This window comes from Sphingobium sp. TomTYG73 (assembly GCF_055394245.1).
On sequence record NZ_AP027339.1, the window covers coordinates 1,160,605 to 1,172,612 of the forward strand.

Sequence of the window (12,008 nt, forward strand, 5' to 3'; positions counted from 1 at the left end):
TCACCTGGGCGGGTCGCACTCAATTCAGCATTCGCGGGATAAAAGAAATGGAAATCGAATCAGCCCAGAGCGAGCTGCTCATTACTTTGACTTCGGACATTGTTGCAGCACATGTTTCAAACAACAGTGTCGCCGTGTCTGACGTTTCGACGCTCATCCAGAACGTTCACGCCGCCCTTTCTGGTCTGACCAAGCCCGTTGCCGTCCCGGAAGTGAAGCCGGAACCAGCGGTGTCGGTGCGTTCTTCGATCAAGCCCGACTATATTATCTGCCTGGAAGACGGCAAGAAGTTGAAGATGCTGAAGCGCCACCTGATGACCCATTATCAGATGACGCCGGACGATTATCGCGCAAAGTGGGGCCTTCCCGCCGACTATCCGATGGTCGCACCCAACTATGCCGAACAGCGTCGTTCGCTGGCGAAGAAGATCGGCCTTGGGACAAAGCGCCGCCGCACCCGCGCGAAATAAGCAGCAACTGCGGCCGATCCGCGATGAGAGGGGCGCATTTGCCATGCGCCCCTTTTATAATGGTGGTTATGCCGCTAGATTTCCGCTGATTATCCGACACACCTGAATGAGCGAGCCCGCATGAACCGCAAGATCGATGTAGAAGCCCTTTGCCATGAGAAGGGCCTGCGCATCACCGAACAGCGCCGCGTGATCGCTCAGGTGCTGAGTGACGCGGTGGACCATCCCGATGTGGAGGAACTGCACAAGCGATCGTCCGCCATCGATCCGGGCATTTCGATCGCGACCGTGTACCGCACGGTTCGCCTGTTCGAAGAGGCCGGCATTTTGGAGCGGCACGACTTTGGCGATGGACGCGCCCGTTATGAGGCGGCGCCTGAGGCGCATCACGACCATCTGATCGATGTTGAAACCGGCAATGTCATTGAGTTCGTCGATCCCGAACTGGAACAGTTGCAGAAGCAGATCGCCGAAAAGCTGGGTTTCCGGCTGGTCGATCATCGCATGGAATTGTACGGCGTATCGTTGGATCGCAAGAACTGACAGCCTTGCGGCGGCTGCGCTTTCTCTATCGGCTGAGCGCTCTGGCGGCATGCCTGCTGCTTTGCCTGATCCCGCATCTGTTATGGCGGGCCGTTGGTGCCCGTTCCCCCTGGCCTCCCCGTTTTCTGGGAATGGCGGCAAGGGCCGTCGGCGCGCGGGTGCGGGTAGAGGGGCATCCCTTTCACGGCGACAGCTTCATCATCGCCAATCATGTCAGCTGGGTCGATATATTGGCGCTAGGCGGTGCGACCGGCGCTGCCTTCGTCGCGCATGACGGGATTGCGGGCTGGCCGATCGTCGGGTGGCTGGCGGCGCAGAATAATACGCTGTTCGTGGCGCGGAATCGGCGGGGCGCGCTGGGCGGACAGATTGAGGCGCTGCGCACGGCCCTGGCGGGGCATCAGCCGGTTGCGCTGTTTCCAGAGGGGACGACCAGCGATGGGCAGGGCCTGCTGCCGTTCAAGCCGTCGCTGCTGGCGGTTCTGCTGCCGCCACCGCGGGCGGTGATGATCCAGCCGGTGCATATCGACTATGGCGCGGCCACGGCGGAGATTGCGTGGCATAGTGACGAACCGGCGGGACAGAATGTGCGGCGACTGCTGGAACGGCGCGGCAGGCTGAACGTCACGTTGCGTTTTCTGGAGCCGTTCGACCCCGCGCTTTACCCCGATCGCAAGCAGTTAGCGGCAGTGGCGCGCGAAAGGATCGCCGCGAGCATTGCGATGCACCTGCCGCCTTTCACTCCGGTCGTGGCCCCTGTATAGGTGGACGGCATGAATCGTAACGACGCCCCAAAGACTCCAGCGACATTCCACGTCAAATCCTTCGGCTGCCAGATGAACGTCTATGATGGCGAGCGCATGGCCGAGATGCTGGGCGAACGGGGCATGACCGCAGCGGCCGATGGAGCCGAGGCGGATCTGGTCATCCTCAACACCTGCCACATCCGCGAAAAGGCGGTGGATAAGGTCTATTCGGACATTGGCCGCTTGAACCGCGAGGATGGGACGCGGCCGATGATCGCGGTCGCTGGCTGTGTCGCGCAGGCGGAAGGCGGCGAGATCAGCCGCCGGGCGAAGACTGTCGATATTGTGGTGGGGCCTCAGGCCTATCATCGACTGCCCGACCTCATCGAAAAGGCTGGCCGGGGCGAAGAGGCGGTCGATACCGACATGCCGCTGGCGTCGAAATTCTCTGCCCTGCCCGGTCGTACCAAGCAATCGCGGCCCACCGCTTTCCTGACGATCATGGAGGGGTGCGACAAGTTCTGCACCTATTGCGTGGTGCCCTATACGCGCGGGGCGGAGATCAGCCGGACTTGGGGCGCGATCCTGGACGAAGCCAAGGCGCTGGTGGATGGCGGCGTGCGGGAAATCACGCTGCTGGGGCAGAATGTGAATGCCTGGGCTGGCGAGGATGACAAGGGCCGGGTGCAGGGCATGGATGGCCTTGTGCGCGAATTGGCGAAGATTGGCGGGCTGGCGCGCATCCGCTACACGACCAGCCATCCCAATGACATGAGTGATGGGCTGATCGCTGCGCATGGCGAAGAGGCGAAGCTGATGCCCTTCCTGCATCTGCCGGTGCAGTCGGGGAACAACCGCATATTGAAGGCGATGAACCGCAGCCATGATGCGGAAAGCTATTTGCGGATCATCGAGCGGGTGCGGCAGGTGCGCCCCGACATCGCGCTGTCGGGCGACTTCATCGTGGGCTTCCCCGGCGAGACGGATGCGGAGTTTGAGGATACGTTGAAGATCGTCGAGCAGGTGCGCTATGCGCAATGCTATTCGTTCAAATACAGCCCCCGCCCCGGCACGCCTGCGGCGGACATGGGCGGGCAGATTGCCGCAGCGGTGATGGACGAGCGGCTGGCGCGGCTACAGGCGGTGATCAACCGGCATCAGGTGGACTTCAACGCCGCCACCGTTGGGCGGCAGACCGAGATATTGCTGGAGCGCAAGGGGCGCCATGCCGGGCAGTTGATCGGGAAGACGCCGTGGTTGCAATCTGTCCATGTCACAGCGCCCGAACTTGTCATCGGCGACATGGTCGAAGTCGATATCATCAGTGCCGGTCCGAATAGTCTGGCCGGCGAACTCAGCAGGAGGAAAGCCGCTTGAACCCAAAACCCGTCGTTCCCGCTTCTGCAGGAACCCATCTCCGACCCTGTCCACCGGGATCGAAGACCAGGAGATGGATAACCGCCAGCGCGGTTGTGACGGATGGAAAGGGAGGCTGCTGAATGTCCAAGAAACCGAACCAAAATCATCGCGTGGACGTTGCTGAACGCGCGCGGTTGGAAGTGACTTTCGAGAAGCCGCACCTGTTGGGCGCGCTGTTCGGGCAATATGACCAGAATCTGGTGGCGATCGAAAACCGGCTGGGCGTCTATATCGCGGCGCGGGGCAACAAGCTTCAGATCGAGGGCGATGCCGAAGCGGCGGCGCGGGCGCGGGACGTGATGACGGGCCTCTACAACCGGATCGTGGCTGGGCAGGAGATCGACAGCGGCGCGGTGGAGGCCGTCATCGCCATGTCGGCCGAACCGATGCTGGACGGCATCATCCGGCACGATGTCGCCGAACCGCCGAAGGTGATGATCCGCACGCGCAAGAAGACGATCGTGCCGCGCTCCGCGACGCAGGTCACCTATATGGAGGCGCTGACGCGGAACGACATCATCTTCGCGCTGGGTCCGGCAGGCACCGGCAAGACCTACCTCGCGGTCGCGCAGGCGGTGAGCCAGCTGATCACGGGCAGCGTCGACCGGCTGATCCTGTCGCGCCCTGCGGTCGAGGCGGGCGAGCGGCTGGGCTTCCTGCCCGGCGACATGAAGGAGAAGGTCGATCCTTATCTGCGGCCGATCTATGACGCGCTCTACGACACGCTGCCCGCCGAACAGGTGGAGCGGCGGATCGCTAGCGGGGAGATAGAAATCGCGCCACTGGCCTTCATGCGCGGGCGGACGCTGGCTAACGCCTTCATCGTGCTGGACGAGGCGCAGAACACGACCATCGCGCAGATGAAGATGTTCCTCACCCGCTTTGGCGAAGGGAGCCGGATGGTGATCTGCGGCGATCCACGTCAGGTCGATCTGCCTCAGCCGGGGATTTCGGGGCTGGCTGACGCTGTAGCCCGGCTGGAGGGAGTGGATGGCATCTCCGTCGTGCCGTTCGGGATCGGCGACGTCGTGCGCCATCCGGTCGTGGGGCGGATCGTGCAGGCTTATGAGGGGCCGGATGCGTGAATGGGTAGTGGAGCGCACATAGATGATTGAAGTTGCGGTCCTTCATGATGAAGGCTGGCCGGGTGAGGATTGGGAGTTGCTGGCGCAGCGGGCGGTCGTGGCGGCGATCACCCACAGCCCTTATGCGGCCTTCGCCACGGACCAGGCGCTGTATGAGGTCGCCGTCAAGCTGACCAGCGACGAGGAGGTGCATCAGCTAAACCGCGCCTATCGGGACAAGGACAAGCCGACCAACGTCCTGTCATTCCCGATGGTGCAGTCCGACCTGCTGGAAGGGACCGGCAACACCGACGATGGCGAGGTTCTGCTGGGCGATATCGTGCTGGCGGAGGGCGTGTGTGCCAGCGAGGCGGCGGAAAAAGGCATATCGGTGTCCGAACATGCCACCCATCTGATCATCCATGGGACTTTCCATTTGCTGGGATATGATCATATGGAGGATGCCGAGGCAGAGGCGATGGAGGCGTTGGAGACGCAGTCGTTGCTGAGCCTTGGCATTTCCGATCCCTATGGGGATCGCCTGACAGGACAATAGGAAGAACGATGGCTGAAGGCAGTCCGAAGGACGGCAACGGTTCAAAGGAATCGGACAGTAGTAGTCACGAGGGCGGTTTATGGAGCGGCCTGAAGTCGCTGCTGTTCGGTGAGGAGGAGAGCCCCAGCCTGCGGCGCGAGCTGGAAGAGGCGCTCGACGATTATGATGAGGATGCGCAGGACAAGGACTCGTCAGCACCCGCAAAGGGGGACCTGTCCGCGATAGAGCGGCAGATGGTTCGCAACCTGCTGCATTTTTCCGAGCATACGGTCGATGACGTGGCCGTGCCGCGCGCTGACATCGTCGCGATCGAGGAGCGGGCGAGCTTTGCCGAACTGGCGGCGCTGTTCGCCGAAGCGGGGCACAGCCGCATTCCGGTCTATCGCGAAACACTGGATACCATCGTCGGCATGGTCCACATTCGCGACGCCTTTGCGATATTGGCGGGCAAGTCCCCAGTGCCGGATACGCTGGAGCCGTTGATCCGTCAGCCGCTTTATGTGCCCGAGAGCATGGGCGCGCTCGACCTGCTGGCGGAGATGCGGGCCAAGCGGACCCATCTGGCCATCGTGCTAGACGAATATTCCGGGACCGAGGGCCTGCTGACGTTCGAGGATCTGGTCGAGGAAATCGTCGGCGATGTCGAGGATGAGCATGATGATGCGCCCGAGGCCCTGCTCGTTCCGCTGGAAGGCGGATTGTGGGAAGCGGACGCCCGCGCCGAGCTGGATGATGTCGCCGAGGAGATTGACGAGCGGCTGGCCGATGTCGAGGAAGATGTCGACACCCTAGGCGGTTTGGCGTTCGTCATCGCGGGGCGAGTGCCCGAAGCTGGCGAAATATTGGATCATGAACAGAGCGGCTGGAAGCTGGAAATCGTGAGCAGCGATGGACGCCGGGTGACACGGCTGCGGCTCCATCCTCCGGTTGAAAAAGAAAATGAAGCCGAATGAGCGGGATGCCTGCGCAACTTGGGAAAAGCGCGGGCAATGCTGGGAAATGTTAAGAGCTGACCGTTAGGGTTGCGCCCGCCTTGTTGCTTTCCGGTGGAAGTAATTCGGTGAGGGTGTGAGTCCAACGAGGGTTGCGCCACCCCCTCTCCCTGCCCTCTCCCCCGAGGGAGAGGGTTTTGTGGTGGAGCGGCTTGTGCGGCACGAAAGACTATCGATTTCTTCGGAGCGGGCGATGCTTTCGCCTATTGCCGTGCCGGTGACGAGATTGGAGCGCTGGCTGCTGGCGCTGGTCTGCGCCGTTACATTGTCGTTTGCGGTGATTACGCCCCCCTTTCAGGCACCCGACGAAAATCAGCATTATATGAAAGCGCTGCTGCTGGCGGATGGGCGGGTCATGACCGAGCAGCGGAGCGAGGAGATCGGGGCTGAGCTGCCGCGATCCGCGCTGGATCTGCACGGGATCGACTTTCCCACCGAAGTTACGGGCGAGGCGCGGCGCTTTGATCGCGGGATGATGGAGCGGGCGTGGAGGGCTGACGCAGGGCGGCCGGGCACTGCCTTTGCCGATTTTCCCAACGTCGCCAATTATGCACCGACGCTTTATGCGCCTTCGGCGGCCGGGTTGAGGATGGGTAACGCGCTGGGCCTGCCGCGCATGGGGAGCTTCTACGCGGGGCGGATGATCAACGCGCTTGGCGGCCTCATGCTGTTGGTAGGGGCGTTCGGCCTGATGCCCTTTGGTCGAAGCGCGTTGCTTGGGACGGCATTGCTCCCGACATTCTGCTATCAGACGGGGTCGCTCTCTCCCGACGCCGTCATCAACGGGATGGGCTTTGTGGGATTGGCGCTGTCCTTGCGCCTTGCCGCAATGGGTAGCAGTTCGGGCCGGTCAACTGGGCTGCTGATTACCGCGCCTCTGCTCGCGCTGGCGAAGGGGGTGTATCTGCCCCTGATGGCGGTGGGGCTGCAATGGCCGCAGCATCGGCGGGACATGCGACCTTGGCTGCTGCTGGGCGCGATGGCGCTGGGAGCGGCGGCCTTCATTCTGTGGATGAAGATGTCCGGCGGCAGTCAGGCGCTTTATCATATCGTGTCGCGCAAGACCGGCGAGAATGTCATGACTGCGCCGCTTGGGGCGCAACTGGCGGTCATTCTGGCTGATCCTGTTGCCTATGCCCATGTTCTAGCGGCCAGCATTGTCGAGCGGTCGCCGGTTTATGCGTTGCAGATCGTCGGGCGCTTCGGGTGGAATGCGATATTGCTGCCGCTCGGCGCCTATCTGCTGGCGAGTGTTATGTTGGCGGCGGCTGTTTTGAGTGGATCGGGCGCCCGGGTCGGTGCGGGGCAGAGGCTGTGGTGGCTGGCCGTGGCGGGCGGCACTGCTTTGCTGATCGAAACGGCGATGTATCTGACGGGCACGCCGCTGGGGGCCGATTATGTGCAGGGGACGCAGGGGCGCTATTTCCTGCCGCTGCTGCCTTTGGTGTTGCTGGCGATGATGCCGGAAGCGGGGTTGCGAGCCGCGCGGCCGGTCTTTGCAGGGTCGGCGCTGCTGTTGCTGCTGATTGCGCTGGGCAGTGCCTATGACAGCTTCTGGGTGCATGGCTTCGTCACTGCCGATGGGATGCCGCCGCATGAGCGATTAAGCGACGCGCTGCTCCTGCCCTCGCCCCGCTGGTAGCCAGTAGCGGCAGAGGCATAGCCAGCCCAGGCCCTCGATCCAGCCGGCGAGGACGTCGGTCGGCCAGTGCACGCCTAGCCAGACGCGGCTGGTGCCGATTAGGGCGATGATGAGGGCGGCGGTGAGGTAGGGTAACGCGTCGTGTCTTCCATGTGAAACCCACGATCCCGTTCGGGCTGAGCTTGTCGAAGCCCTCTTCTTACTTAAAGAGGAAGGAAAGCCCTTCGACAAGCTCAGGGCGAACGGTGGTGGTGGGGCGCCGGGTTCCAAACGCCTCAGCATCGCCAGCGCGCCGAACAGGATCATGGTCCCGGCGGAATGGCCGCTGGGAAAGCTGTAGCTATGCACGATGTCGATGTGCGGCAGCAGGTCGGGGCGCGGAGCGGCGAAAATCTGCTTGAGGCCGGTGTTGAGGAAGGTGCCGCCGACCGTGACGAGGGCTAGCCATTGGGCGGCATGGCGTTGTCGGCGGTAGAGCAATGCGATCGCCACGACGGCCATGATGAGCAGTCGCCCAACCGTGTCGCCGATGACCGAGGCCGCGACCATGACTGGCGTGACCCACGGAGCGGCCGCCCTGCCCGCCCCCGCCGCCTTCATCGCAGCAACGTTCAGTGGATCGAACCAGCCGGATCGCTGGAGCAGCGCGATTGCCAGAACGGCGAGGAGCGCGAGGAGAAATATCCCCGCGCCCCTTTGCCACGAGCGGCGGTCAGATATGGAGCGCGCGTCCATAAGCGGCGAGCACGCTTTCGTGCATCGATTCCGAGATGGTCGGATGCGGGAAGACGGTGTGCATCAGTTCCGCTTCGGTCGTTTCCAGCGTCTTGCCGATGGTGAAGCCCTGGATCATTTCCGTGACTTCGGCGCCGATCATGTGGGCGCCCAGCAGTTCGCCGGTTTTGGCGTCGAACACGGTCTTGGTGAAGCCTTCCGCTTCGCCGAGCGCGATCGCCTTGCCATTGCCGATGAAGGGGAACATGCCGACCTTTACCTCATAGCCTGCTTCCTTCGCCTTGGCTTCGGTGAGGCCGACCGAGGCGATCTGCGGGTGACAATAGGTGCATCCGGGGATGTTGCGCGGGTCCATCGCGTGGGGATGCTTGCCCGCAATGGCTTCGGCGGTGATCACGCCTTCATGGCTGGCTTTGTGCGCGAGCCATGGTGGGGCGGTGATGTCGCCGATTGCCCAGAGGCCTTCGATGTTGGTGCGGCACATCTCGTCGGTTTTGAGGAAGCCGCGATCGTCGATGGCGACGCCCAGTTCCTTTAGGCCGATATTTTCGGTGTTGGGGACGATACCGATGGCGACGATCATGTGGCTGAATTCTGCGGCGCTTTCCTTGCCCGCCTTGTCCTTCAGCTTCGCCTTGATGCCGTTGGCGCCGACCTGAATATCGCTGACGCCTGCGCCGGTCAGGATGGTCATGCCCTGCTTTTTGAGGGCCTTTTCGAGGAAGGCGGAGACGTCCGCATCCTCTACGGGCACGACGCGGTCCATCATTTCGACCACGGTGACGTCCGCGCCCATGTCGTTGTAGAAGCTCGCAAATTCGATGCCGATCGCGCCGGAGCCGATGACGAGCAGCTTGGTCGGCATTTCGGGCGGGGTCATAGCGTGACGGTAGGTCCAGACGCGCTTGCCATCGGCAGGGGTGCCGGGCAGGTCGCGGGCGCGGGCGCCGGTGGCGAGGATAATGTTCTTCGCCGTCAGTTCCTCGGTCTTGCCGTCCTTGGTGACAGAGAGCTTGCCTTTTCCGGTGAGCTTGCCGTCGCCCATGTGGACGGTGATCTTGTTCTTTTTCATCAGGTGCGTGACGCCCTGATTGAGTTGCTTGGCGACGCCGCGCGAGCGTTTGACGACGGCGGCGATGTCCGCGCTGATCTTTTCTGCGGCCAGACCATAGTCGCCCGCATGTTGCATATAGTGGAAGATTTCGGCCGAGCGCAGCAGCGCCTTGGTCGGGATGCAGCCCCAGTTGAGGCAGATGCCGCCGAGATTCTCACGCTCGACAATGGCGGTCTTGAGGCCCAGCTGCGCCGCGCGGATCGCGGCGACATAGCCGCCGGGGCCGGAGCCCAGAACGATGACGTCGTAATTTTCAGCCATGGATTTCAGTCTCTCTTGTCTGAAGCCGCCGTCATGGGCGGGACGGTGCGGGGCTGGCGATCCTCTCCGATCGCCACGAAGGTGAAGGTGGCGCGGGTCACGCGGTAGGATCGGTCGTCGTGGCGGGTACGGCGCCATGCTTCGACATCGATCTTCATCGACGTGCGGCCGACCGAAGCGAGCTTGGCGAAGACCGAAACTTCGTCGCCGACGACTACCGGGCGGAGGAAGGTCATGCCTTCGACGGCGATGGTCACGGCGCGGCCCTTGCTGTGGCGCGCGGCGACGGAGCCTGCTGCCGAGTCCATGAGGCTCATCAGCCAGCCGCCGAAAATATCCCCATAGGGATTGGTGTCGGCGGGCATGGCGATGACGCGTACCGCCGGGCTTTCCTCCGGCGGCGGCTCGTCGGCGGCGCGCATCAGGCGAGCATGCCGAGGGGGTTTTCGATCAGTTCGCGGAACACCTTCATCAAGCGCGCACCGTCCGAGCCGTCGATGGCGCGGTGGTCGAAGCTGCCAGTGGCGGACATGACGGTCGCGATCTGGAGCGAGTCATCGACGACGAAGGGCCGCTTTTCGCCTGCGCCGATCGCCATGATCATGGCCTGGGGCGGGTTGATGACGGCTTCGAACTGCTTGATGCCGAACATGCCCATGTTGGACAGCGAGGCGGTGCCGCCCTGATATTCTTCCGGCTTGAGCTTGCCGTCCTTGGCGCGGGTGGCGAGATCCTTCATCTCGTTCGAGATGGCGGCGACGCCCTTGCTGTCCGCGCCGGTCACGATCGGGGTGATGAGGCCACCGGGGATCGATACCGCAACGCTGATGTCGGCGCGGCTGAATTGTAGCATCTGGTCGCCTGCGAACTGGACGTTGCATTCGGGCACCTGGATGAGCGCGACGCCAAGCGCCTTGATGAGGAGGTCGTTGACGGACAGCTTGACATTGCGGCTGGCGAGACCGGCGTTGAGTTCGCCGCGCAGCTTCAGCAGCTTGTCGAGCTGAATATCGACGGTGAGGTAGATGTGCGGGACCTGCTGCTTGGATTCGGTGAGGCGGCGGGCGATGGTCTTGCGCATGCCGCTGAGCTTGATGACTTCGTGCGGGATGCCGAAGTCCTGCGCGGCTGCGGCCGGTGCAGGGGCCGGGGCTGCGGCGGTGGGAGCCGGGGCGGCGGTGGGAGCCTTGGCCGAAGCGCCTTCCAGATCGGCCTTCACGATGCGGCCGTTGGGGCCGGTGCCGGTGAGGCTGGAGAGGTCGAGGCCCTTTTCCTCGGCGATGCGGCGCGCCAGGGGGCTGGCCTTTACGCGGTCGCCGGACTGGGGTGCAGTCTCCGCCTTGGGGGCGGGAGCTTCTGCCTTGGCGGGCACGGGGTCGGCCTTTGGCGCGGCGGCGGCTGGTTTGGGGGCGGGAGCGGAGTCGCCTTCGGCTGCCTGGGCGAGGTCTTCGCCTTCTTCGGCGATGATAGCGATGACCGTGCCTACCTTCACGCCTTCGGAACCTTCGGAGACCAGGATCTTGGCGATCTTACCCTCGTCCACGGCTTCAAATTCCATTGTCGCCTTGTCGGTTTCGATCTCAGCGAGCAGATCGCCCGACGACACGGTGTCGCCTTCCTTCACCAGCCATTTAGCCAGCGTCCCCTCTTCCATCGTGGGAGACAAGGCGGGCATCTGGATTTTCTTGCTCATGCGTGAAGGCCTCTCTTCTTTTCCCGGGCGAGCGGGTAAGCGTTGGAAGCCGTTTTGACCCTTTGGGCGGGAGGGTCAAGGGTGCGCCTTGCGCCTTGGGCGATAATCCGCCACATTTCACCAGACTGGTTCATAATTTACCAGATGGGTTCAGACAGGAAGGCAGCGGGAGACCGAGCTGCCCATTTTGGCGTGGGGTGCGGCAGCTATGCGGACTTATCTGGTTGTAGTGGACGAATCGCCGGAGGCGGAGACGGCGCTGCGTTTCGCGGCCCGGCGCGCGGCGAAGACGGCGGGGTCTATCCGCATCCTCGCGCTCGTGCCGCCCGCCGAGTTCGTGCAGTGGGGCGGGGTACAGGCGACGATGGAGGATGAAGCGCGGCAGCGGGCCGAGGCGCTCGTTACCAGCGCGGCGGGTACGCTGACCGAGGAGTCCGGTATTCGCCCGAGCATTACCGTGCGACAGGGTGACGCGGTGGCGCTGGTGCGCGAGACGCTGGATGAGATGCCCGATGTCGCGGCATTGGTGCTGGGGGCGGCGGCGAGCGGGCATCCGGGCGCGCTGGTGTCGCACTTTGCGGGGGCGGACGCGGGGAAGTTGCCCTGCCCTATCATGGTCATTCCGGGCGGGTTGAGTGCGGAGGCGATCGATCGGCTGAGTTAAAGTTTATGCTTTAGAGATTGGCACCGCCTCCTATTTCCGTTCGCCCTGAGCCTGTCGACCCGAAGGGCGGCGATAGCCAACGGTTCTACTTCTTTTTAGAAAGGAAAGC

General features: G+C 63.2%; 13 protein-coding genes. 9 read left to right on the plus strand and 4 right to left on the minus strand.

The window, feature by feature from the left end:
- Window positions 1-47 precede the first annotated feature (47 nt).
- The 8 genes from ACZ5TH_RS05835 to ACZ5TH_RS05870 all read left to right on the plus strand — a co-directional run bounded on the left by ACZ5TH_RS05835 (window position 48) and on the right by ACZ5TH_RS05870 (window position 7,432).
- Complete coding sequence (locus tag ACZ5TH_RS05835) at window positions 48-470, plus strand: Ros/MucR family transcriptional regulator (protein ID WP_449473088.1); 423 nt, start codon at window positions 48-50, stop codon at window positions 468-470.
- A gap of 120 nt (window positions 471-590) precedes the next feature.
- Entirely contained in the window at window positions 591-1,013 is a 423-nt protein-coding gene (locus ACZ5TH_RS05840; protein ID WP_196225926.1) for a Fur family transcriptional regulator, read from the plus strand.
- A 131-nt stretch (window positions 1,014-1,144) separates the two neighbouring features.
- Window positions 1,145-1,777 carry a lysophospholipid acyltransferase family protein gene (locus ACZ5TH_RS05845; RefSeq protein ID WP_464794935.1) on the plus strand — a complete coding sequence of 211 codons (633 nt, stop codon included), beginning with the start codon at window positions 1,145-1,147 and terminating at the stop codon, window positions 1,775-1,777.
- A gap of 9 nt (window positions 1,778-1,786) precedes the next feature.
- The gene (gene miaB, locus ACZ5TH_RS05850; protein ID WP_464794936.1) at window positions 1,787-3,136 is read left to right on the plus strand and encodes a tRNA (N6-isopentenyl adenosine(37)-C2)-methylthiotransferase MiaB; all 1,350 of its coding nucleotides are present in this window, start codon (window positions 1,787-1,789) and stop codon (window positions 3,134-3,136) included.
- Between the two features lie 122 nt (window positions 3,137-3,258).
- Window positions 3,259-4,263: a PhoH family protein gene (locus tag ACZ5TH_RS05855; protein ID WP_464772444.1), complete on the plus strand. Its 1,005-nt coding sequence runs from the start codon at window positions 3,259-3,261 to the stop codon at window positions 4,261-4,263.
- 22 nt (window positions 4,264-4,285) lie between these two features.
- Window positions 4,286-4,798 (plus strand): rRNA maturation RNase YbeY, encoded by a 513-nt coding sequence (ybeY, locus tag ACZ5TH_RS05860; protein ID WP_464794937.1) that lies wholly within the window; start codon window positions 4,286-4,288, stop codon window positions 4,796-4,798.
- Window positions 4,799-4,806: 8 nt separating this feature from the next.
- Entirely contained in the window at window positions 4,807-5,751 is a 945-nt protein-coding gene (locus ACZ5TH_RS05865) for a hemolysin family protein (protein WP_464794938.1), read from the plus strand.
- Between the two features lie 232 nt (window positions 5,752-5,983).
- Window positions 5,984-7,432, plus strand: coding sequence for a DUF2142 domain-containing protein (locus tag ACZ5TH_RS05870; protein WP_464794939.1), 1,449 nt, complete (start codon window positions 5,984-5,986; stop codon window positions 7,430-7,432).
- On the opposite strand, the gene ACZ5TH_RS05875 is transcribed toward ACZ5TH_RS05870, so the two are convergent.
- From ACZ5TH_RS05875 to ACZ5TH_RS05890, 4 genes are read right to left on the minus strand one after another with little or no spacing between them, the layout of a single operon-like run.
- Window positions 7,394-8,167 carry a phosphatase PAP2 family protein gene (locus ACZ5TH_RS05875; RefSeq protein ID WP_464794940.1) on the minus strand — a complete coding sequence of 258 codons (774 nt, stop codon included), beginning with the start codon at window positions 8,165-8,167 and terminating at the stop codon, window positions 7,394-7,396. The two genes, ACZ5TH_RS05870 and ACZ5TH_RS05875, sit on opposite strands and share 39 nt — an antisense overlap.
- Window positions 8,145-9,542, minus strand: coding sequence for a dihydrolipoyl dehydrogenase (gene lpdA / locus ACZ5TH_RS05880; protein ID WP_464794941.1), 1,398 nt, complete (start codon window positions 9,540-9,542; stop codon window positions 8,145-8,147). Before lpdA ends, ACZ5TH_RS05875 begins: the two co-directional genes overlap by 23 nt.
- A 5-nt stretch (window positions 9,543-9,547) precedes the next feature.
- Complete coding sequence (locus tag ACZ5TH_RS05885; protein WP_449473104.1) at window positions 9,548-9,964, minus strand: acyl-CoA thioesterase; 417 nt, start codon at window positions 9,962-9,964, stop codon at window positions 9,548-9,550.
- The gene (locus ACZ5TH_RS05890) at window positions 9,964-11,235 is read right to left on the minus strand and encodes a pyruvate dehydrogenase complex dihydrolipoamide acetyltransferase (RefSeq protein WP_464794942.1); all 1,272 of its coding nucleotides are present in this window, start codon (window positions 11,233-11,235) and stop codon (window positions 9,964-9,966) included. Before ACZ5TH_RS05890 ends, ACZ5TH_RS05885 begins: the two co-directional genes overlap by 1 nt.
- A gap of 208 nt (window positions 11,236-11,443) precedes the next feature.
- Here ACZ5TH_RS05890 and ACZ5TH_RS05895 point away from each other — a divergent pair, with 208 nt between their 5' ends.
- Window positions 11,444-11,899 carry a universal stress protein gene (locus ACZ5TH_RS05895; RefSeq protein ID WP_460985984.1) on the plus strand — a complete coding sequence of 152 codons (456 nt, stop codon included), beginning with the start codon at window positions 11,444-11,446 and terminating at the stop codon, window positions 11,897-11,899.
- Window positions 11,900-12,008: the final 109 nt, after the last annotated feature.